Below are 21,487 nucleotides of genomic sequence, written 5' to 3'. Positions count from 1 at the left end.
TGCCGATTCCGGCGTCTATCCGGTTGCCGGGCACCACCCCACAGCCCGACAGCAGATCCGCCGCAAGGGAGCGAGCCTTGATCACTGTCATCGAGCAGGCCGTGCAGGCCCGACTGATCGCCACCGCACCGAAGGTCGAGACCGTCCCCGTCACCCTCTGCTACGACCGCTCGGATCCCTTCGCCGTCCGCATGGCCTTCCCCGCCCTGGCCACCCTCGAAGGCGTCGAGGTCTCCTGGACCTTCGCCCGCGAGCTGCTGATGTCGGGGCTCCGCCATCCGGCCGGCTGCGGCGACGTGCGGGTGCGGCCGTACGACGGCGACCGCACCACGGTGGAGTTCCACGCACCCGAGGGCGTGGCGATCGTGCTCATGACCACGGCAGAGCTCCAGCGCTTCCTCGAACGCACCTCCGCGCTGGTACCGCCGGGTCTGGAGCACCGCTACCTCGACATGGACCACAGCCTCGACGAGCTGATGCGCGGCTCCCGCTGACTTATTCGTTTGCGGGCGGCCCCGGCCGCCCGTAGCTTCGTTACGGCCCTGTAGTCGCCGAAACGGAGTAGGACATTGCTCTTCTGAGGTCCGAGACACCGACCACCACCACCGCATCCTCGCGATTCCCGTGACAGTCGGCCGTCTCCCCGCGTTGCACGCACCTTTCACGCAACCTGGAGGCCTCCATGAGTCATGCCCCTACCTTCCTCACCTGCTCCGCCCTCTCCTTCGACTGGCCCGACGGCACCCCCGTCTTCGACGGGTTCCACCTCACCGTCGGACCCGGCCGCACCGGCCTGATCGGCCTCAACGGCTGTGGGAAGTCCACCCTGTTGAAGCTCATCGCGGACGAGCTGTCTCCCTCCTCGGGCCAGGTCTCCGTCGCCGGGACCATCGGCTACCTCCCGCAGAACGCCACCCTGGACACCGCCCTGCGGGTGGACGAGGCCCTCGGCATCCGTACCGCCCGCACCGCCCTGCACGCCATCGAGGCCGGTGAGGCCACCGAGGCCAACTTCGCCGCCGTCGGCGACGACTGGGACGTGGAGGAGCGCGCCCTGGCCGTGCTCGACCAGCTCGGCCTGGCCGGGACCGGCCTGGACCGCACCGTCGGCGAACTGTCCGGCGGCCAGTGCGTCCTGCTGAGGCTGGCGGCCCTGCTGCTCGCCCGGCCGGACGTACTGCTCCTCGACGAGCCGACCAACAACCTCGACCTGCGCGCCCGGCGCCGCCTGTACGCGGCCGTCGAGTCCTGGTCCGGGGTGATGGTGCTGGTCAGCCACGACCGCGAACTGCTGGAGCGGGTCGACCAGATCGCCGATCTCCGCGAGGGCGAAGTCCGCTGGTACGGCGGCAACTTCACCGACTACGAGCGGCTGCTCGCGGCCGAGCAGGAGTCGGCCGAGCGGATGGTCCGGGTCGCCGAGGCCGATGTGCAGCGCCAGAAGCGCGAACTGGCCGACGCCCAGGTCAAACTGGCCCGGCGCAAGCGGTACGGCCAGAAGATGTACGAGAACAAGCGCGAGCCGAAGATCGTCATGGGAGCCCGCAAGCGCTCCGCCCAGGAGTCGGCCGGCAAGCACCGCATCATGCACACCGAGCGGCTGGCGGACGCCCGTGAGCGGCTCGACCAGGCGGTCGAAGCGGTCCGCGACGACGCCGAGATCCGGATCGAGCTGCCCGCGACCCAGGTCCCGCCGGGCCGGCGGGTGCTGACCCTGAGCGACCTGCGCCTGGCCCACGGCGGCACGGGGATCCCGGGCGAGTGGGAGGTGCGCGGTCCGGAGCGGATCGCCCTGGTCGGCGCGAACGGCTCGGGCAAGACGACCCTGCTGCGGACGGTCGCCGGGCTGCTGCCGCCCGCGTCCGGGGAGGCGGTGACCCACGTCCCGGCCCGTTTCCTGCCGCAGCGGCTCGACGTACTGGACGACGAGCGCTCGGTGGTGGAGAACGTGGCCCGGTTCGCCCCGCACGCCACGAACAACGCGATCCGGGCGCGGCTGGCGCACTTCCTGTTCCGGGGCGCCCGGGCGGACCGGCCCGCCGGGACCCTGTCGGGCGGCGAGCGGTTCCGGGCGACGCTGGCGGCGCTGCTGCTGGCCGAGCCGGCCCCGCAGCTGCTGATGCTGGACGAGCCGACGAACAACCTCGACCTGGCGAGCGTCCGCCAGCTGGGCCAGGCCCTGGAGTCCTACGAGGGTGCGCTGCTGGTGGCCAGCCACGACGTGCCGTTCCTGGAGTCCGTCGGCATCACGCGCTGGCTGCTGCTCGACGGCGGCCGGCTCCGGCCGACCACGGCCGAGGAGGTCCGGGGGTCAATGGGGCAGTAGCACCCAGGACTTGGCCCCTCCGAGCGGAGTCAGGACCGGGGTGAGCCCCCAGTCCCCGTCACAGGACTCGGCCACCCGGGCCAGCAGCCACATCGCGCTGCTGCGCCGGACGCGGCACTCCTCGCCCTCCTCGGGCGAGGAGTGCGCCGGGTGCTGGTCGTAGAGGACGATCCGCAGGGCGTCGTACTGCCAGCGGAGCCTGAGCACCACGTCCCGGTCGGGCGTGAACCGGTGGGCGACCGCGACGAGCTCGGAGGCGGCGAGGGCCGCGGTGTCGCCGAGGCCGGCCAGCCGGTGGCGGTCGAGCAGCGACCGCACGGCGGAGCGGGCGCTGCCCGCGCAGTGGGCACCGCCCGGGAGTCCCAGGGAGTAGCTCAGCCGCTGCGCCGGGGGCGGGAAGGGCCGGGGCCCTCGGGCCGGTGGCAGGCCGCGGAGGCTGCCCGTCATCGTGCTGCTCCAACGTTCGGGTGCGCGGGTCGCACAGGGTCCACGGGGTCGCCCCGCGTGAGGCGTGCGCTACCGACCGTAGCGCAAGCCGATCGGCGGTGCCAGCACTTGTACGACCAGATGACGGTTTCTCGTGGTATTTCCGGATGCCCGTGAGGGCCCGCGGGGCAGCGGGTCCGGACCGTCAAGGCATGGCGCCGGACCACCTTCCGGCGTGATTCTCACCCCTGTGGAGCAGCTCCACACCCTCCCAAACAGCGTAGATAACCGGATGTAGCCGGACAGAACGATGGCTGGGGCTTGGCGCTCCTTGATGTCGCGCTTAACCTACGACTCCGTAGGCTACGGAACCGTAGGTAATTCGCTTTGTCCCCAGGAGCACCCGTGACGATCACCTCTCCCCACCTCGGCAGCTCGCAGGCGTGGACCGACGCCAAGCTGCTGTACGCGCTGGAAGAGGTGGTCGAGAAGGAGCTCAACCGCCACCTGAAGGTCACCAAGGACTGGATGCCGCACGAGTACGTCCCGTGGAGCGACGGCCGGAACTTCCCCGGCTTCTTCGAGGACGGCGAGGCCTGGGACCCCCAGCAGTCCAAGGTCACGGACATCGGCAAGATCGCGCTGGTGGTGAACCTGCTGACCGAGGACAACCTCCCCAGCTACCACCACGAGATCGCGACCCTGTTCGGCCGCAACGGCGCGTGGGGCACCTGGGTCCACCGCTGGACCGCCGAGGAGGGCCGCCACGGCATCGTGATGCGCGACTACCTGCTGGCCTCGCGCGCCGTGGACCCGGACAAGCTGGAAGCCTTCCGGATGCAGCACATGTCGGAGGGCTTCGAGTCCGACAACCGCCACTCGATGCTGCACTCGGTCGCGTACGTGGCCTTCCAGGAGCTGGCGACCCGCATCTCGCACCGCAACACCGGCCACCAGTCCGGTGACCCGGTCTGCGACCGCATGCTGGCGCGCATCGCGCAGGACGAAAACCTGCACATGATCTTCTACCGCAACCTGCTGGCGGCGGCCTTCGACATCGCCCCGGACCTGACGATGCAGGCGGTGCGGGACGTCGTCGTGAACTTCCGGATGCCCGGACACGGCATGCCCGGCTTCGAGCGGATGGCCGCGCAGATGGCGATCGGCGGGGTCTACAACCTGCGGATCCACCACGACGACGTACTGAGCCCCGTGATCCGCTTCCTCAAGATCATGGACATCCAGGACCTGGGCCCGGAGGGCCAGAAGGCCCAGGAGGAGCTCGGGCTGTTCATGAACGGCCTGGACGCCGAGGCCCGCAAGTTCGACGAGCGCCTGGCCGCGCGCGCGGCGCGACTGGCCGCCCGCCAGGGCTGACACACGCCGCACGGAGCCCCCGGCCCCCGCCGGGGGCTCCGCCGCGTCCGCGGCCCCCCTCAGCCGCGCGGCCGCAGGGCGAGGCGCTCGGCCTCCGAGAGGCCTCCCCACACCCCGAAGCGCTCGTCGTTGGCCAGCGCGTACTCCAGGCACGCCGCTCTCCCCTCGCACACCCCGCACAGCCGCTTCGCGTCCCGGAGCGAGGACCCGGGCTCCGGGAAGAAGAAGCTCGGGCCCGTCTGGGCACACAGGGCCTGGTCGTACCAGGCGGGGGCGGTGGTGGAGTTCATCGACATGCGCCGATCGTGAACCCGCCGGATGGACGTCCGATCAACGCCTGATCAACACCGGGACACGGCCCTGCCCGAGGCGGCCGGGACAAGGGGTCCGGAACGGCGCATAGGGTGACGATCATGGAAGACATCCGTTTCATACGGGGCGAGGCCGAGCTGCGGGCCGCGCAGGGCGACTTCGCGTACCTGCGGGAACTGGGGGCGCGGCTCGCCGACGGGTACGAGGAGGCCTCCCGGCGGGCGGGGACGTACCGGGAGCAGCTGGCGCGCGTCGGCCGGGTGCTCGCCCTCACCCCCGGTCGGGAGAGCCTGCGGGAGCTGCTGCGGCTCGTCGACGAGAAGGTGCCGCCGTCGCATCCCCGCGAACTGGCCTCGCTGCTCGCGGAGCACCAGCGGCCCGCCGACCTCGCCGCCGCCGTGTTCGGCCGACCCGGCGCGGGGAGGGCGGACGAGCTGGAGACCTGCCTCTTCCACGAGCTGCTGCTGCGGGGCGTGGACATGGAGGGCTTTCCGGCGCCGCGGGCCTCGCACGCCCTGGCCTGGCTGCCCGCGCGGCTGCGTGATTTCGAGGCGGACGCCCCGTTCCCGACCCGCTCGGTCAACGGTTCCGCCCGCACGCTCGGAACGGGCATGCCCACTGAAGGACGCGTCGACGCGCCCGTGCCCCACCCCGCCGAGCGGTCGGACTTGCGCGACTCGGTCACCGTCGAGGAGCACGAGGCCCTCGTCAGCGCCCCGCACAGCGGCGAATGGGGGAACTACGACGCCTGGGTCTTCCCGCTGGACGAGGCCCTCGCACCGGAACGGGTGCCCGCCCTGCTGCCGACCCTGCCCACGCCCTGCACCCGCGTCCGGCCCACGGCCCGCTTCGAGGTCGCGCCGAGCCCGCTCGGCGAGGTCTGGCGGCCGCTGTTCGCCGCCGCCTCGATGGGCGGGGCGTACGGCGGGGGCGTGCACGGGGCCTGGGGCCGGATGTGGGCGTGGCGGTCGATGGCGGCCCTCAGCGGTGCCCCGGCGGGCGCCGCCGCCGAGGAAGTGGAACGCCGGGCCCGCGAAACCAGCTGGTTCCGCTTCGAGAACGACTCGGGCTGGTTCCACAACGAGCTCGGCACCGACTTCGGCGTGGCGGCCCTCTCCCCCGACGGCCGCCGCCTGGCCGTCCTCGCGGCCACGGACACCGACTAGGCCGGTCATGCCGCCAGGCTAGGACCTGTCGTCAGTCCTCGTGTTTCGCCCGGCTCGGCTGGACCCGTTTCGGTTCGCCCGGCATTTTCGGGTAGTCCGGCGGGTACGGCATGTCGCCCAGGCCGTGCTCGTGCTCGTGCCGGGCCGCGAGTTCCAGTACGGGTTCCAGGCTGAAGGCGTGGTCGTCCATGTCGGCGTGCAGGTCGCCCAGTTCGGCGAAGCGCGCCGGCATCGTCACGATGTCGAAGTCCCGCGGCTCCGCGTCGTCCACCTCGTCCCAGCGCAGCGGCGCGGAGACCGGGGCGTGCGGGCGGGGGCGGACCGAGTACGCCGACGCGATCGTCCGGTCGCGCGCCGTCTGGTTGTAGTCGACGAAGATCCGCTCGCCGCGCTCCTCCTTCCACCAGGCCGTGGTGACCTTGCCCGGCATCCGCCGCTCCAGCTCCCGGCCCAGGGCGATCGCGCAGCGGCGCACCTCCGTGAAGGTCCAGCGCGGTGCGATCGGCACGAAGACGTGCAGGCCGCGGCCGCCCGAGGTCTTGGGCCAGCCGCGCAGCCCCAGCTCGTCCAGCAGGGCCCGCAGTTCGTGCGCCGCCGCCACCGCGTGGTGGTAGTCGGTGCCCGGCTGCGGGTCGAGGTCGATGCGCAGCTCGTCCGGCCGGTCGGTGTCCTCGCGGCGCACCGGCCAGGGGTGGAAGGTAAGGCAGCCCAGGTTGGCGGCCCACAGGACGGCGGCCGGCTCGGTCGGGCAGATCTCGTCGGCCGTGCGGCCGCTGGGGAAGGCGATGTGCGCGGTCGGGATCCAGTCGGGCAGGTTCTTCGGGGCGCGCTTCTGGAAGAAGGACTCCCCCTCCACCCCGTCCGGGTACCGCTCCAGGGTGGTGGGACGGTCGCGCAGGGCGCGGGTGATCCCGTCGGCGACGGCGAGGTAGTACTCGGCGACGTGCCGCTTGGTGAGGCCGCGCTCCGGGAAGTACACCTTGTCCGGGCTGGACAGCCGTACCGCCCGGCCGCCGGCCTCCAGCTCGATCGCACCACCCGCGCTACCGCCCATGGGCGCCACGGTAGGCGGGCGCGGGCGGACGCGCACACCGAGCGGGCCCGGACGTACCACCGCAGAATCCTGTGTATGGATCTGCCGGTGATGCCTCCCGTGAAGCCGATGCTCGCCAAGTCGGTGAGCAGGATCCCGCCGGGCATGCAGTACGAGGCCAAGTGGGACGGCTTCCGGGCGATCGTGCACCGGGACGGGACGGAGGTGGAGATCGGCAGCCGCACCGGCAAGAGCCTGACCAGGTACTTCCCCGAGCTGGTGGCGGCCCTGAAGGAGAATCTGCCGCCCCGCTGCGTCGTGGACGGGGAGATCGTCATCGTCCACGGCGGCCGGCTGGACTTCGACCGGCTGACCGAGCGGATCCACCCCGCCGCCTCCCGGGTCAACCTGCTCGCCGAGACCACGCCGGCGAGCTTCGTCGCCTTCGACCTCCTCGCCCTCGGCGACGACGCGCTCCTCGACACTCCACTCGGCGAGCGCCGCAGCGCCCTGGTCCACGCCCTCTCCACCACTCGGCCCCCCGTCCATCTCGCGCCCGCGACCACCGACCCCGCGCTCGCGCGGGAGTGGTTCGACCGGTTCGAGGGCGCCGGGCTCGACGGGGTCGTCGCGAAACCCCTCGATCTCCCCTACCGGCCCGACGCCCGCCTCATGTTCAAGATCAAGCACGAGCGTACGGCCGATGTCGTCGTCGCCGGTTTCCGTTTCCACAAGAGCGGTCCGATCATCGGATCGCTGCTGCTCGGTCTGTACGACGGCCACGGCGCCCTCCAGCACGTGGGCGTCTGCGCCGCCTTCCCCATGAAGCGCCGGGCCGAACTCGTCGAGGAACTCGAACCCCTTCGCATGCCGGACCCCGCCGGCCACCCCTGGGCGGCCTGGGCCGAGGAGTCGGCGCACGGGAGCGCCCGGCTGCCCGGCGCCCAGAGCCGCTGGACGGGGAAGAAGGACCTCTCCTGGGTACCGCTGCGCCCCGAGCGGGTCTGCGAGGTGCGGTACGACCACATGGAGGGCGACCGCTTCCGCCACACCGCCCAGTTCGCCCGCTGGCGCCCGGACCGGACCCCGGAGAGCTGTACGTACGGGCAGTTGAAGGAGGTCGTCGGCTACGACCTGGCCGAGGTGCTGGGCACCGCCGGCTGAAGGGCCGTGTCGGCGTGCTCCTGTACCTTCTGAAGGCCGCTCCGGACGGGAGCCGCCGAAAACGCCCGGGGGGAAAGATGAACGGCGAAGACAGCCACTTCTACACGGTGTCCATCAAGGTCCAGCGGGACACCTACTGGAGCGAGTACGGGGCGGCGGGGTCCATCACCCCCTACGAGGGCACGACCACCCTCGGCGTGTACCGCCAGGTCGTGCAGGAGCTCCTGACGGCACGGGGACTTCCCGAGGACACCGCCTACCTCCCGGTGTCCTTCAAGCTCCTGCCGAACGACCCCAACAGGATCTGACCCGGGCCGCTCACCGGGTGCCGCCCCGGGCCGCGCCGGGCAGTGCCGCCCGCCCGGGCCCGCTCGCGGCGGCGGTGAGCGCCTCCCACTCCGCGCGGCCGGGCCCCACCGCGTTCGGCGTCCAGCCGGGCCGGTCGGCGAGCCAGCGCGCCACCCTGGCCCGGACCGCGGGGTCCGCGTAGGCCCGCTCGGGGGGCTCGGCCAGGTGCCGGACCCTGGCCCGGGCCCGCATGACCTCGGGGTCCTCCAGCGCGCACTCGAACAGCGCGGCCGCCTCCCGCGCGCGCTCCGCCCCGCCGGGCCTGCCGCTCCCGCCCGGCCCGCCGGAACCACCGGAACCACCGGCATCACCGGCACCACCGGCACCACCGACACCCGCAGCCGCGCCCGCCCCCGCCGCCAGCCGCTCCCCCACCGCCGCGTCGGCCCCCACCTGGAGGTCGAACCACGGCTTCAGCGTCCGCAGCGCCCAGCCGTGGTACCCGGCGGCGAAGCCGAAGGACCCCGGGTCCCGGCCGGCCGTGCGGGCCACCCGGTCGGCCGCCCACAGCGCGAGCGAGGTCCCCTGCCCCAGGGTCGGATTGGTGTGCGTGAGCGCGTCCCCGACCGGGACCAGCCCGGTCGCCACCGGCCCCCGCCCGTCGGCCAGGGGGCTCCACCGGTTGTCCAGGCCCGCTGTCGCCAGCACCCCCGACAGCGGCTCGGCGCCCAGCCCCAGCCAGGCCGCGCCGGGCGGGAAGCACCGCGCGGCGGCCTCGAACACGGCCGGATCGCGCAGCGCGGCACGGGTGGGGTCACCGGTGTGCGCGAACACGGTGACGGCGAAGACCCGGTTGTCGGACGGGAAGACGGCGCAGCCGGCGAAGGCGCCTCCGGTCACCGTCCACGGACGGCGCGGCCCCTCGTCCGTCCCGTCGGGCAGCCGGTACCAGCGGCAGAAGTACGCGAGGCCCGTGCGGTGCCGCTCGACGGGGGCCGGCCGGCACCCGGCGGCGGCCGCCAGGCCGGAGGAGCCGCCGCGCCGGCCGGCCGCGTCCACCACGAGGTCGCCCCCGTACGCGCCGCCCGGGGTGGTCACGCCGGTGATCCTCACGCACGGCCCCGACCCGGCGCCCCCCGCCTCCCCGGTGCCACCCGCCTCGCCCGCCTCGCCCGCCTCCCCCGTCCCCCCGGCCCGCCTCAGCCCCGTGACCGGCTCCCCGTACCGCACCACCACGCCCGGCTCCGCCCGCAGCGCGCCGGCCAGTGCGCTCTCCAGCACGATGCGGCGGGCCTGGATCATGACCAGTTCCTCATCGCCCGGGCGCGCGGGCGGCCGTACGTCGAACCAGTCCAGCTCGTGCCGTTCCCGGGCACCGAGCCGGAGCATCTCGGCGTGCACGTCGGGCAGTTCGGCGCGCAGCAGGGTGCGGGCGGCGCCGAGCAGCACGTGCGGCTGGACGGCCTGGGGCACGGCCGGCCGCCGCCAGCCGAAGAAGTCCCGGTCCAGGGCAGCGCCGACGGCGCGGGTGTCGCGTTCGAAGACCTCCGCGGTGTGGCCCCGGCGGGCCGCGAGGAGGGCGGTCGCGAGCCCCGCGATCCCTCCGCCGATCACCAGCAGATGTGCCACAGCGACCCCCCGAGCCGGCGTCCCGTACGACGATCAGACCGCTCAGAGCCTGCACGAGCGGGCCCCGGCCGAAACTCGCACAGCCGTCCGAGGCCACCCCGCGGCCCGGCCGGCCGGCCCACCGGGGAAGATGACCCCATGGCCAGCGAACACGAGAACGAATCCGGCGCCGGGGCCCGCCCCGGAGGCACCCCGTCCGTCCGCGCCGTCCCCGCGGCCCACGCGATCGTCGGCGTCGGGCTGATCGTGCTCGGCCCCGACGGCCGGGTCCTGCTGGGCCAGGCACACGACGGCAACTGGGAACTGCCCGGCGGCAAGGTCGACCCCGGCGAGGGCTTCGAGCAGACCGCCGCCCGCGAACTGGCCGAGGAGACCTCCCTGCGAGTCGATCCCGGGCAGATCGAGCTGCTCGCCGTCCAGTTGTACGCGCGCCCCGCGCCGCCGACCCGCCTGACGGCGGCGGCCCTCACCCGTTCGGCGCAGGGCAGTCCCGTCGTCACCGAGCCGCACAAGATCGCGCGCTGGCGGTGGTTCGCCCCGGAGGAGATCCCCGGCGACCTCTACCCGCCGTCGGCGGCCGTCCTGCGCGTCTGGCGGCCCGACCTCACGGCCCTGCCCCGGATCCCCTCGCTCGACTACCCCGCACGGACGAGCTCCTCCTAGACCGTCCGAGCCGCCGTCCTCCCGGACGGCGCGCCCCTAAACGGCGCGCCGGGGCGCGAAGTTGCCTTCGCCCAGGTCCTCCGCCAGCAGCCGCTTGGCGATCGCGTCCGCCGCCGCCCGCAGCTCGTCGCCGCCGGGCCGGCCGCGGTCCTGCTCCAGCCGGTCGCCCAGCCAGTCGGCCCAGGCCCGCGAGATCACGGCGGCCTCCCGCTCCCCCGCCCGGGTGTGGGCGAAGAATCCGTTCTGCTGTGTCAGGAAGCCCTCCTCCACCATCCGGTCGAAGACCGGCAGCAGCACCTCGGGCGGCAGCGACCGCCTCGACGCGATCAGCCCCAGGGAGGCGTGCCCCACGGTCCTGGTCATCAGGTCGACCTGCATCACCGCCCACGCCCCGGCCATGTCCAGCCGCGTGTCGGAGGCGTTGACGATGGCCCGTGCGGTGTCGGGCCCCATGTTCCGCACGAGCTTGCCGACCGCCAGCTCCAGCAGCTTGGCCGAGTCGCCCGAGGCGGTGGCCGGGGAGGCGAATCCGTCGCCCATGTCGGTCGAGCCCGCCCGGGCGCTGTCGCGCAGCCGCACCTGCTTGAGGAAGAGCGCGACGACGAAGCCGACGGCCGCCACCGGCACCGTCCACAGGAACACCGTGTGCAGGGCGTCGGCGTACGCGTCGATGACCGGGCCCGCCTCGGCCGGGTCGAGCCCGTGCACGCCCTGAGGGCTCTGCGCGGCCGCGGTGAGGCGTGCCGGGTCGGCGCCGGTGGCCCGGGCGGCTTCGGCGACGCCGGCCTTCAGTTCGGGTTCCAGGCTGTTGGCGTAGATCGTCCCGAAGACGGCGGTCCCGAAGGAGCTGCCGAGCGTACGGAAGAAGGTGACGCCGGAGGTCGCCGTGCCGAGGTCGGCGTAGTCCACGGTGTTCTGCACCGCGATGGTGAGCACCTGCATGCACAGGCCGATGCCGGCGCCGAGGACGAACATGTACACCGACTCCCGCCAGGCTCCGGTGCCCGGCCCCATCAGCGACAGCAGGTAGAGGCCGACGCCCATCACCGCGCAGCCGACGATCGGGTAGATCCGGTAGCGGCCGGTCTTGGAGGTGGCGTTGCCGCTGAAGACGGACGCGATGAGCAGGCCGATGACCAGCGGGAGGGTCCGTACGCCGGACAGGGTGGCCGAGTCTCCGTCCACGTACTGGAGGTAGGTCGGCAGGAAGGTCATCGCGCCGAGCATGGCGAAGCCGACGACGAAGCTGAGCACCGAGCAGACCGTGAAGACGGGGTTGCGGAAGAGCCTCATGGGCAGCATCGGTTCGGCCGCCCGGGTCTCCACCAGGCAGAACAGGGCGAGGGCCAGCGCGCCGCCCGCGAAGAGGCCGATGATCACCGGCGAGCCCCAGGCGTACTCGTTCCCGCCCCAGCTGGTGGCCAGGATCAGCGCGCTCGACCCGGTGGCGACCAGCGCGATGCCCAGGTAGTCGATGGCGGGACGGCCGGCGGCGCGGACGGAGGGGATGGTGCGGGCGGCCGCGACGACGACGAGCACGGCGACGGGGACGTTGACGTAGAAGGCCCAGCGCCAGCTCAGGTGGTCGGTGAAGAGGCCGCCCAGCAGCGGTCCGATGACGGTGGCGACGCCGAAGACGGCGCCGATCGCGCCCTGGTACTTGCCGCGTTCGCGCAGCGGGACCACGTCGGCGATCAGGGCCATCGAGGTGACCATCAGACCGCCGGCGCCGATGCCCTGGACCCCGCGCCACAGGATGAGCAGGGTCATGTTGCCGGCGAGGCCGCAGAAGAAGGAGCCGGTGATGAAGACGACGGCGGAGATCTGGAAGATGACCTTCCGGCCGAAGAGGTCGCCGAACTTGCCGACCAAAACCGTCGCGACGGTTTCTGCGAGCAGGTACGCGGTCACCACCCACGCCATGTGCGCCGCGCCGCCGAGGTCCGCCACGATCGTCGGCAGGGCCGTGCCCACGATCGTCTGGTCCAGCGCGGCCAGCAGGACGCCGAGCATGATCGTGCCGAAGACGACGTTGCGCCGCCGCCGGTCGAGCACGGGCGGCGGCGCGGCGACGGCGGGGGCATTGGTCACATCTCGCACTCTCACAGCGCCCCCACCGCACCGCATGCCGCGCTCCGCCGTGCGGGTGACCCCGGCACGGCCCCGGACACCGGCCCCGGACACGGCCCCGGGAAGGGCCCCGGGAAGACCCCGGACACCGGCCCGGACCCGCCCCGGAACCCCGCCCCGGACACCGGCCCCGGGAAGGGGTCAGCGCAGGTAGGCGAGGCCCTGGTGCTCCGCCGCGTACCCGTCCAGGAGCCGCCGGGCCACGGACACGGAGTCCACCAGCGGGTGCAGTGCGAAGGCCTTCACGGCGTCCGCCCGCGAGCCGCTCGCGGCGGCGGCCAGGACCGCCCGCTCCGCCGCCTTCACCGAGGTGACGAGGCCGACGGCGTGCAGCGGCAGCGGGGCCACGGACACCGGGTGGGCGCCGTTCGCGTCGACCAGGCAGGGCACCTCGATGACCGCCCCGGCGTCGAGGACCGACAGCGTCGAGCCGTTGCGGACGTTGAGGATCAGTGTGGCCCGTTCGTCCCGGGCGATGGCCCGCATCAGGGCGAGGGCGACCTTCTCGTAGCCGCCGGACAGGTCGCTCTCCTCCCGCTCCCCGACGCCCGCCACCTCGCGGTTCTCCGACATGTACGTGGCCTCGCGCTCGGCCCGGGTCCGGTCCCAGGCGGCCAGCGCCGCCCCGGCGGGCTGCCCCGGCCGCCCCGCCTCGGCGTAGAAGCCGCGCTGCTGGTCGCGCAGGAAGGCGCCGCGCGTCTGCTTCGCCTCCTGGTAGGCCCGTACCGTGTCACGGTTGAAGTAGTAGTAGTGCAGGTACTCGTTCGGGACCGCCCCGAGCGAGCGCAGCCAGTCCGCGCCGAAGAGGCGCCCCTCCTCGAAGGATTCCAGCGCCACGGGGTCGGCCAGCAGCCGGGGCAGCTCGTCGCGCCCGCCGATCCGCAGACCGCGCACCCATCCCAGGTGGTTGAGGCCGACGTAGTCGATCCAGGCCTCGCCGGGCCGGGCACCGAGCAGCCGGGCGATCCGGCGGCCGAGGCCCACGGGCGAGTCGCAGATGCCGATGACCCGGTCGCCCAGTTCCTCGGCCATGGCCTCGGTGACCACCCCGGCCGGGTTGGTGAAGTTGATGACCCAGGCGCCCGGGGCGGTACGGGCGATCCTGCGCGCGATCTCGCGCGCCACCGGCACCGTCCGCAGGCCGTACGCGATGCCGCCCGCGCCGACCGTCTCCTGGCCCAGCACCCCCTCGGCCAGCGCGATCCGCTCGTCCGCGGCGCGGCCCTCCAGGCCGCCGACGCGGATCGCGGAGAAGACGAAGTCGGCCCCGCGCAGGGCCTCGTCGAGGTCCCCGGTGGCGGTGACGGCCGGGGCGTCCGCCGGGGCGTCCGCCGGGCCGGCCGCCGCGGCCTGGTCCGCGAGGACCCGGGCCATCGCGCCGAGCCGGCCGGGATCCTCGTCGTAGAGCGTCACGTGGGACACCCGGCCCTCGCCGTGGTCCCCGAGCAGTGCCCCGTAGACGAGCGGTACCCGGAATCCGCCTCCGCCGAGGATGGTCAACCGCATGCCCGTTCCGCCCTTCCGCCGTTCCGCCGTCGTGGCCGCGGCCACGGCCCGGGGCTGCCCCGGGCACGGGCGAAGCCACGACTCCGGCGACGCCGCCGGAATGCCACGATCCGTGGCATCCGCGCGATGTCGCGGATCGTGGCATCCGCACGGCCCCGTGCCACCCGGGCCGGCGCGGTTCGGCGCGCGGGACCCGCCGCGGCACGCACCGTGGCGCGCGCTTCAGGGCACCAGTGTCCCCCTCCGCGTCAGTCCCCCAAGGACGGCACGGCCCGCAGACGGGCACCCTGCTGCTGCGGGAACCCGGCTCCGCCGCGCACCGGACCGGCCGGCAGGCCCTGCGGGGCCGAGAGCACGAGGGTGATGCGGGTGAGCCCCATGCCCTCCAGCATGCGGCTGGTTTCCGCCACCATCCGGCACCGCACCAGGCCCCAGCCCGGGTCGGGGTGGCGCACCGTGCGCACGGCTCCGTCCTGTTCGGCGGCGGCCTCCCCGTGGGTGGTCAGCCAGTGCGGCACGCCGTACCGGTAGGCGGCCTCCATGAACGGGTCGCGGGCCACCTCCTGGCGGATGCTGCGCAGGCCCTCGTCCTCGGGAGCGGCGGTCAGGGCGGTCGCGAACTGGGCCAGCAGCGGTACGCACCAGGCCGGTTCGTGGTCCTCCAGCACGGCCGCGGCGTCCGGGTGGAACAGCACGAAGCGCAGGAAGTTGTCGTCCGGCAGGGCCGTCGGGTGCGGGCGGACCGACTGGAACAGCCGGTCGAAGGCCGAGTTGGTGAGGGCCACGTCCCACCGGTGGTCCACCAGGAAGCTCGGGTAGGGCACGGCCTCCATGAGGGCCGCGTAGTCGACGAGGTAGTCGCGCTGGGCCGGGTTCTGGGGCAGGCGGTTCTCCTCGGCCGCGCGCCAGGTGGGCGGCGGGTCGCGGTCGACCATGACCCTGAACAGCCAGAAGCACTGCCGCTCGCTCATCTCCAAGGCCTCGGCCAGGGCGAGGAGTTTGCGGTCCGTCCACTCCTTGACGAGCCCGCGTTCCCAGTTTCCGTACGCGCGCACGCTGATGCGCAGCCGCGACGCGACGTCCTCCTGGCTCAGGCCCAGTTCTTCGCGGCGCTGGCGCAAAATCTCCTTGCGCCGCTCCGACCGCACTGCGCCGCGGGCGGATTCCTCGCCCGCCAGGCGCTCATCACCGGCTCGGACGAGGCCATCAGACGGGCCCACCGCTGCGAGATGTGGCACCGAGAGCTCCCCCTCCTCAACGGTCTGGATCTTCATTTCCGTGTGGCGATCCTGCTACCGACTTCATTCGAGTGTCAACTATTGTGGCAATTCCAGCCGAGCGACAGCTCATTCCCGCCACAGCTGTGGCAAGTTCTGGCTCTCCCAAAACAAACCGGATAGATTCCTTACGGCCGACCACGTGCCCACTGACCTCGCGCGATCTAGGAGAACCACTGGTGACAGACGGCTTCCCGGCTCCCGTCGCGGTGGCCAACGCGCCCCTGGCGGCGACCGTCACGCGGGTCGCCGAATTGGCGAACAAAATGGGCCGCGACCCGAACCAGGTCTTCGACCTCCGCAGGCTCTCCGAGGCCTCCGGGGTTCCCACGGATGTGATCAGGACCCTGCTGGACGGGCGGCGGGCCGGTGAACCGGACCTCCAGGCCCGCTTCCTCCAGCGCCTGGACCTGCTCCGGCGGACCCGGGTGAAACCCAACGGCCGCCGCTACACCCAGCAGGAGATCGCCGACGGCGCGGGCATGTCCCGGCAGCAGGCCGGCGCCCTGATCAACGGCGACCGGCGGCCCACCATGGAGCACTGCGACGCCATCCAGCGGTTCTTCGGGGTGCACGCGGGCTTCCTCACCGCCCACGACGCCGACGCCCTCACGGACGCCCTCCAGCGCACCGAGCAGCAGCTGCTCCAGGACTTCGCGGGGCGCGAGCGGCAGACCGTACCGGCCGAAGCGGCTTCGGCGGGCGATCCGCTGGCAAGACTCCTGCAGAACCACGGCGTGCGGGGCATCGCCTGGCGCGCCGCCCAACTGCCCAGCGACAAGCACCGGGACAAGGTGACCGAATGGCTGGACATGCTTCTCGAAAGCGTCAAACCGAACGAATCATGACCCAGTCGAAAGTCTGGATCTGATCCTTGAGTCCTGATCCGGATCCGCGCCGACGGGGAGAACGGTGAGCATAGGCAGAGCGCAGCGGCGGTTGTGCGCGGAGCTGGTGTCCGGCATCAAGCTGGCCGCCCCCGTGGAACCGGTGGATCTCTACGCCGCCCTCTGCGAGGGCATGAGCAGACACCGCGGCCGCCCGGTGGATTTCCGGATGGCCGCCTTCCCGCAGGGGACGGCCAGCGGCCTGTGGCTCGACATGGCGGACCGCGACCTGGTGGTCATCGAGGAGCGCACGGCGCCCGACCACCAGCTCGTGATCCTGGGCCACGAGCTGTGGCACATGAAGGCCGGCCACTGCAGCCACCACGTCGACGGCGCCGCCGTCGCCGCACGCCTGCTGTCCGACGCCGCCGACCTCGGCGAGACGGTCCGCCGGGTCGCCGCCCGTACCCGGGCCGACGTCCAGGAGGAGACGGAGGCCGAGAGCTTCGGCCTCCTCCTGGGCAGCCGCTGCCGCACCTGGCTGGCCGGATCGGCGGGCCACCGGCCACCGGCGCAGCGGGACGAGCTGGCGGGCCGGATCGAGACCTCTCTCGGCTACCGGGGGCACAGGAACGACCGTTGAGCGGACCGGACTACTACATCCCCGCGGCCGCGATGGCACTGGCCCTCGTGTGCAAGCTGCCGGCCCTGCGCACGGACTGGCGCGATCCGCTCCTGCGGTCGGTCTTCGTCCTGCTCGTCCTCGGCGGCGCCGTGTTCACCTTCGCCGCCCCGCCCACCATCGCCGCCGTCAACCGCTGGACCGGCGTCCCCAACTTCTCCGCACCCCTCGTCTACTGCCTGATGACCGCCTTCAGCGCCTCCTGCCTCGTCCTGGTGTTCAACTGGCGCGGCGGCCCGGCCGAGGAGATCCGGCGCACCTCCCAGCGGTGGATCGCGGGCTACTCCGTGGTCGTCGCGGCCATCATCGTCCTGTTCGCCCTCGGCGACGCCCCCGTCGAGCGGCTCCGCGACTTCGACACCTACTACGCCAACACCCCCTACATCCGGCTGATGATCGCCGCCTACCTGCTGGCGCACAACGCCGCCGTGCTGATGATGGTGTCGATGTGCTGGCGCTGGTCCCTGCGGGTCCGGGGCTGGCTCCGGGCGGGCCTGGTGATCATCGTCGCCGGGTACACCATCAGCCTCGCCTACGACGCGGCCAAGATGTCCGCCGTCACCGCCCGCTGGCTGGGCCACGACCTGGACGACCTGAGCACCTACCTCGCCCCGCCGCTGGCCGCCTTCGCCGCGCTCGTCAGCTCCGTGGGCTTCGTCCTGCCGCTCGTGTGCCAGCGTCTGTCCGACAGCTGGCGCACCTGGAGCACCTACCGCAGCCTCGGCGCGCTGTGGCACGAGGTGCACAGCACCGCGCCCAGCGGCACGCCCTGCGTGCGGATGTCCTGGTGGTCGCCGGCCGAGATCCGGGTGATCCAGCGGGAGTCCGACATCCACGACGGCTTCCTGCGGCTCGGCCCGTCCTTCGACCGGCGCCACCGCGACACCGCCTACGAGCGGGCCCGGGCGGCCGGGGAGGACGAGGAGACGGCCCGCGCGGTCGCCGAGGCGGCGATGGTGGCGGCCGCCGTGCGAGCCAGCGCCGCCGACCCGGAAGGCGCCGGGAACGGCGACGGGGAGCGGGTACTGGTCCTGGCCGACGGGCCGCGCGACCTCGTACGGATCTCCCACGCCCTGCGGCACTCGCCTCTGGTGGCCGCAGTCCGGCGCCAGGCGGCCCCGGCGGGGGGCTGACCCAGCCCGGGGGGGCTGACCCGGCAGGGTCCCCGGGACCGCCCGCGGGGGGGGCGGGCCCTGGTTCCCTCGGCGGACCGTCAGCGGGAGGCCGTCACCGACAGGGCCGGGAACAGGTCCTGGAAGGGCCCGGCGGAGTCGGTGCCGTCCCGGCCGAACGGGGCGTCGAAGCTCCACACCATGAACAGCAGGAACACGATCAGCGCGCTGAACAGCCCCGCGAGCAGCAGCTCGCGCCCCGAGCGCCGGATCTGCAGGGTGAAGATCAGCCCGATCGTGACGATGCCGCCGACCACCAGCCCGAACCAGACCACGCTCGGCAGGGTGGACTCGTCGCTCTGCGTGCGCGAGTGGCGGGCGTCGTCGGCGGCCGCGATGTGGTCGAGCAGCGGCTGGTAGGCCTGCGCCTGGAGCTCGTTGGCCGGGCTCTGGTGGGTGACGTCGGTGCGCAGCTTGCCGAGCAGCTGCCCGCCCTCGGCGGAGGCGGCCTGGCCGGAGACCAGCCGCGGCCAGTCCACGCTGACGGTGTGGGCGACGTACGCGTCCACCTCGCCGCGGATCCGGTCGCGGACGGGCGCCGGGTAGACGTCGGCCCGCTGGGTGACCTCGTACAGCGCCTGGGCCTCGCGGCGCACGCTGTCCTCGGCCGCGCCGCGCGCCTCCCAGACGCCGGCGATGGCCAGGCCCAGGACGATCGCGTAGACCACGCCGACCATCATCGTCATGTACTCGATGACGTCGGGGGTTTCACTGGTGTCCTCGTCGTCCGCGACCCGGCGGTGCCGGACCACGGTCATGGCGAGGACGAGGGCGCAGACGAGCGCCATGGCGATGGCCAGGACCAGCCATTCGGACACGAGGGATCTCCCGTTCGTGGATCTGCGGATGCGCGGATGTCGTGGATGCGTGGATCTGCGGATGCGTGGACGCGCGCTGCGCGGAGGTGCGGGGCGCGCAGGGGTGGAAGCGTGCGCGGGGCTCCGGTCCCGGGCGTCAGCCCCGGCCCTTGGAGCGGGGGCGCAGCGCGGCGGCGGCCAGCACGGCCGGGGTGGTCACGACCACCATCAGCATCATGGTGCTCAGTCCGGCCGGGCCGCGCCGCTCCAGGGCCGCAGAACGGTACGGACGCACGTGGAAGCGCCCCGGCTGTGCGGCGGCCCGGGCCACGGGCGGCGCGGAGGCCACAGCCGGGGCCGGCTCCGGTTCCCCGGGCGCCGCCGGCGCGGGCGGGGGCGGCTCCGCGGGCCCGGCCGGCTCCGGTCCCCCGGGGCGGGGGGTGCCCGGCAGCCCCGGCGCGTCGCCCGGGTGGCGCACCGTCGGCCGGGCCGCGCCGGGCACCGTCACCCGCGCGGCGGGCGGGGTGGCCGAGGGGCGCCCCGGCCGCGCCACGGGCGGGGGCGGCAGCGCGGGCGGCCGTACGGAGGGCCGCCCGGGCGGGCCGCCCGGCACGCAGACGTCGACGCGCGCCCCGCGCCCGTGGCCGTCGCCCGCGACCGCCACGTGGCCGTGCAGCGGGCAGAGCGCGGCCACCAGGCCCGCCCCGGCGAAGTACTGCCAAGCCGTCACCGCGGTCCTCCCGATCAGGCAGCCGGAATGAGGTCTACGTCCGAAGAAACGATCAAGGCCCCGCTTCGGACACGCACCGGACAGGTCAAGATCCGTGTGCGAGCGCTCACTTCGGCCCCCGTCCGAGCCCCCGTCCGAGCCCCCGCCGTCACTCGCACGGCCCATCACGCCACGGCGCCCCTCCCCCGCCCGGCCGATGATCGGAGCAACGGATCCGCGGCCCGGCGGGGAGCGCCGGAGGGACGGTGACGCGTGACAGCAGAGGACCGGACCGGCGGCCCGGCGGGAGCCCGCCGGTGAGCGCCACCGCCCCGGAGCAGGAGCCGCCCGGCGAGCCGCCGGCCGAGCCGCCCGTCCCCGCCCAGGGGATCCGCTTCCCCAGCGCCCTGACCATCCTGGCCCTCGTGACGGTGGCGGTCTGGCTGCTGGCCTTCCTCGTCCCGGCCGGGGTGTACGAGCGGAACGCGGACGGCGCGCCCGTCTCCGGGACCTACCACCGGGTCCGGGACACCCAGAGCTTCACCGACCGGCTGAACGACCTCTTCCTCTCCCCGGTCAACGGCCTCTACGGCATCCAGGACGCCGCGACGGGCGAGGTCGGCCCGGACTTCACCGGAGCGCTGTACGGCAGCGCGGGCGTCTTCCTCTTCGTGCTCGCCATCGGCGCGTTCATCACCGTCGTCTTCGCCACCGGCGCCCTGGACCGGGGCATCGCCCGCCTCGCGCACCGGCTCCGCGAGCGCGGCGCGCTGCTGATCGCCGCCGTGATGGTGGTCTTCTCCGTCCTCGGCACGGTCGAGGGCTTCGCGGAGGAGACCCTCGGCTTCTACGGGCTGCTGGTGCCGATGATGCTGGCGCTCGGCTACGACCGGCTCGTCGCGGTGGGGGCGGCCATCCTGGGCGCGGGGATCGGCGTGCTCTGCTCCACCGTCAACCCCTTCGCCACGGGGGTGGCTTCCTCGGCCGCCGGGATCTCCCTGGGGGACGGCATCGTGCTGCGCTCAGCCATGTGGGTGGTGCTGACGGCCGTCACCGTCCTGTACGTCATCCGCTACGCGCGGCGCGTCCAGAAGGACCCCGAGAAGTCCCTGTGCGGGTTCCTGCCGGGCGACCGGACCCGTAAGGCGGCCGCCGACGCCGAGGCGGTACCCCGGCTGACCCGGACGCACCGGACGGTGCTGGTGCTGCTCGTCCTGGTCTTCGCCTTCATGATCTTCTCGGTGGTGCCCTGGTCGAGCGCCCTCACCGGCAAGGCGGACGCCGTCCCGTACCCCTGGGAACCGGGCTGGTCCTTCCCCCAGCTGTCGGCGCTCTTCCTGTGCGCGGCGGTGCTGGTGGGGCTGGTGGCCCGGCTGGGCGAGGCGAGGCTCAGCGCGACGATCGTGCGGGGTGCCGCCGACTTCGTCTCCCCGGCGCTGGTCATCATGCTGGCGCGCGGGGTCACCGTCATCATGAACAACTCGAAGATCACCGACACCGTGCTGCACTCGATCGAGGACGTGGTGAAGGGCACCTCGTCCGGCGCCTTCGCGGTGATCGTCTTCGTGGTGAACCTGCCGCTGGCCTTCCTGATCCCCTCGACCTCCGGCCACGCCACCCTCGCGATGCCCATCCTGGCCCCGCTGGCCGACTTCGCGGGGGTCTCGCGCGCGGTGGTGGTGACCGCCTGGCAGGCGGCCAGCGGCTGGATGAACCTCTGGGTGCCCACGACGGCCGTCACCATCGGCGGCGTCGCCCTCGCCAAGGTCGGCTACGACAAGTACCTCCGCTTCGTCTGGCCGCTGCTGGCGATCCTGTTCGTACTGATCTGCGGCTTCCTGGTACTGGGCGCGGCGATGTGACGGGCCGTGGGGTGCGGGCGGCCCGGCCCTCGGGGCACCGCCTAGGTGTATTGCCCAGTGAGGTTGGGGACGCGGCTGGCGGGTGGTTTGCCTGCGAGCGCGGTGTGTCCGCGGTGGTGATTGTAGGTGTGCAGCCACTTC

At 73.4% G+C, this 21,487-nt stretch carries 20 protein-coding genes; 11 read left to right on the top strand and 9 right to left on the bottom strand.

What is annotated here, in order from left to right:
* Nucleotides 1-77 precede the first annotated feature (77 nt).
* Together ssgD and AC069X_RS35830 are read left to right on the top strand one after the other, a co-directional pair.
* Nucleotides 78-494: a spore wall synthesis regulator SsgD gene (gene ssgD, locus AC069X_RS35835; protein ID WP_401240008.1), complete on the top strand. Its 417-nt coding sequence runs from the start codon at nucleotides 78-80 to the stop codon at nucleotides 492-494.
* A gap of 188 nt (nucleotides 495-682) precedes the next feature.
* Entirely contained in the window at nucleotides 683-2,326 is a 1,644-nt protein-coding gene (locus AC069X_RS35830; protein WP_478735503.1) for an ABC-F family ATP-binding cassette domain-containing protein, read from the top strand.
* Here the strand turns inward: AC069X_RS35830 and AC069X_RS35825 are convergent.
* Nucleotides 2,312-2,773 (bottom strand): ATP-binding protein, encoded by a 462-nt coding sequence (locus tag AC069X_RS35825; protein WP_478735501.1) that lies wholly within the window; start codon nucleotides 2,771-2,773, stop codon nucleotides 2,312-2,314. The two genes, AC069X_RS35830 and AC069X_RS35825, sit on opposite strands and share 15 nt — an antisense overlap.
* A 384-nt stretch (nucleotides 2,774-3,157) precedes the next feature.
* On the opposite strand from AC069X_RS35825, the gene AC069X_RS35820 reads away from it, so the two are divergent.
* Nucleotides 3,158-4,129, top strand: coding sequence for an acyl-ACP desaturase (locus AC069X_RS35820; RefSeq protein WP_478735499.1), 972 nt, complete (start codon nucleotides 3,158-3,160; stop codon nucleotides 4,127-4,129).
* A 59-nt stretch (nucleotides 4,130-4,188) separates the two neighbouring features.
* Here the strand turns inward: AC069X_RS35820 and AC069X_RS35815 are convergent, their stop codons facing one another.
* Nucleotides 4,189-4,425 carry a WhiB family transcriptional regulator gene (locus tag AC069X_RS35815; protein WP_478735497.1) on the bottom strand — a complete coding sequence of 79 codons (237 nt, stop codon included), beginning with the start codon at nucleotides 4,423-4,425 and terminating at the stop codon, nucleotides 4,189-4,191.
* A gap of 117 nt (nucleotides 4,426-4,542) precedes the next feature.
* On the opposite strand from AC069X_RS35815, the gene AC069X_RS35810 reads away from it, so the two are divergent.
* A complete protein-coding gene (locus AC069X_RS35810; RefSeq protein WP_478735495.1) occupies nucleotides 4,543-5,607 on the top strand; it encodes a DUF6183 family protein in 1,065 nt (354 codons plus the stop codon).
* A gap of 31 nt (nucleotides 5,608-5,638) precedes the next feature.
* Here the strand turns inward: AC069X_RS35810 and ligD are convergent, their stop codons facing one another.
* A complete protein-coding gene (ligD, locus tag AC069X_RS35805; RefSeq protein WP_478735493.1) occupies nucleotides 5,639-6,661 on the bottom strand; it encodes a non-homologous end-joining DNA ligase in 1,023 nt (340 codons plus the stop codon).
* Nucleotides 6,662-6,736: 75 nt separating this feature from the next.
* Here ligD and AC069X_RS35800 point away from each other — a divergent pair, with 75 nt between their 5' ends.
* Entirely contained in the window at nucleotides 6,737-7,804 is a 1,068-nt protein-coding gene (locus AC069X_RS35800) for an ATP-dependent DNA ligase (RefSeq protein ID WP_478735491.1), read from the top strand.
* Between the two features lie 77 nt (nucleotides 7,805-7,881).
* Nucleotides 7,882-8,112: a hypothetical protein gene (locus tag AC069X_RS35795; RefSeq protein WP_478735489.1), complete on the top strand. Its 231-nt coding sequence runs from the start codon at nucleotides 7,882-7,884 to the stop codon at nucleotides 8,110-8,112.
* A gap of 10 nt (nucleotides 8,113-8,122) precedes the next feature.
* Here AC069X_RS35795 and AC069X_RS35790 read toward each other — a convergent pair whose 3' ends face one another.
* Nucleotides 8,123-9,721 (bottom strand): FAD-dependent oxidoreductase, encoded by a 1,599-nt coding sequence (locus AC069X_RS35790; RefSeq protein ID WP_478735487.1) that lies wholly within the window; start codon nucleotides 9,719-9,721, stop codon nucleotides 8,123-8,125.
* 138 nt (nucleotides 9,722-9,859) lie between these two features.
* On the opposite strand from AC069X_RS35790, the gene AC069X_RS35785 reads away from it, so the two are divergent.
* Nucleotides 9,860-10,384, top strand: a complete 525-nt coding sequence (locus AC069X_RS35785; protein WP_478735485.1) for a nucleotide triphosphate diphosphatase NUDT15 — start codon at nucleotides 9,860-9,862, stop codon at nucleotides 10,382-10,384.
* 36 nt (nucleotides 10,385-10,420) lie between these two features.
* On the opposite strand, the gene AC069X_RS35780 is transcribed toward AC069X_RS35785, so the two are convergent.
* The 3 genes from AC069X_RS35780 to AC069X_RS35770 form a co-directional block, all read right to left on the bottom strand.
* Nucleotides 10,421-12,511 (bottom strand): MDR family MFS transporter, encoded by a 2,091-nt coding sequence (locus tag AC069X_RS35780; protein WP_478735483.1) that lies wholly within the window; start codon nucleotides 12,509-12,511, stop codon nucleotides 10,421-10,423.
* A 144-nt stretch (nucleotides 12,512-12,655) separates the two neighbouring features.
* Entirely contained in the window at nucleotides 12,656-14,020 is a 1,365-nt protein-coding gene (locus tag AC069X_RS35775) for a 6-phospho-beta-glucosidase (protein WP_478735481.1), read from the bottom strand.
* Between the two features lie 248 nt (nucleotides 14,021-14,268).
* Complete coding sequence (locus AC069X_RS35770; RefSeq protein ID WP_478735479.1) at nucleotides 14,269-15,141, bottom strand: MmyB family transcriptional regulator; 873 nt, start codon at nucleotides 15,139-15,141, stop codon at nucleotides 14,269-14,271.
* A gap of 335 nt (nucleotides 15,142-15,476) precedes the next feature.
* Between AC069X_RS35770 and AC069X_RS35765 the strand changes: the two genes are divergently transcribed.
* The 3 genes from AC069X_RS35765 to AC069X_RS35755 all read left to right on the top strand — a co-directional run bounded on the left by AC069X_RS35765 (nucleotide 15,477) and on the right by AC069X_RS35755 (nucleotide 17,939).
* Entirely contained in the window at nucleotides 15,477-16,145 is a 669-nt protein-coding gene (locus AC069X_RS35765) for a helix-turn-helix domain-containing protein (RefSeq protein WP_125818527.1), read from the top strand.
* A gap of 64 nt (nucleotides 16,146-16,209) precedes the next feature.
* Complete coding sequence (locus AC069X_RS35760; protein ID WP_478735476.1) at nucleotides 16,210-16,767, top strand: toxin-antitoxin system, toxin component; 558 nt, start codon at nucleotides 16,210-16,212, stop codon at nucleotides 16,765-16,767.
* Entirely contained in the window at nucleotides 16,764-17,939 is a 1,176-nt protein-coding gene (locus AC069X_RS35755) for an MAB_1171c family putative transporter (protein ID WP_478735474.1), read from the top strand. The genes AC069X_RS35760 and AC069X_RS35755 overlap by 4 nt, the downstream gene beginning before the upstream one ends.
* A gap of 80 nt (nucleotides 17,940-18,019) precedes the next feature.
* Here the strand turns inward: AC069X_RS35755 and AC069X_RS35750 are convergent, their stop codons facing one another.
* Both AC069X_RS35750 and AC069X_RS35745 read right to left on the bottom strand, forming a co-directional pair.
* Nucleotides 18,020-18,796 carry a bestrophin-like domain gene (locus AC069X_RS35750; RefSeq protein WP_478735473.1) on the bottom strand — a complete coding sequence of 259 codons (777 nt, stop codon included), beginning with the start codon at nucleotides 18,794-18,796 and terminating at the stop codon, nucleotides 18,020-18,022.
* A 136-nt stretch (nucleotides 18,797-18,932) separates the two neighbouring features.
* Entirely contained in the window at nucleotides 18,933-19,505 is a 573-nt protein-coding gene (locus tag AC069X_RS35745) for a hypothetical protein (protein WP_478735471.1), read from the bottom strand.
* A gap of 296 nt (nucleotides 19,506-19,801) precedes the next feature.
* On the opposite strand from AC069X_RS35745, the gene AC069X_RS35740 reads away from it, so the two are divergent.
* The gene (locus AC069X_RS35740) at nucleotides 19,802-21,346 is read left to right on the top strand and encodes a YfcC family protein (RefSeq protein ID WP_478735469.1); all 1,545 of its coding nucleotides are present in this window, start codon (nucleotides 19,802-19,804) and stop codon (nucleotides 21,344-21,346) included.
* Nucleotides 21,347-21,487: the final 141 nt, after the last annotated feature.

This window comes from Streptomyces sp. NPDC043896 (assembly GCF_056435605.1).
The sequence above is the reverse complement of the archived record's forward strand: the minus strand, read 5'-3'. Positions and strand labels throughout refer to the sequence as shown.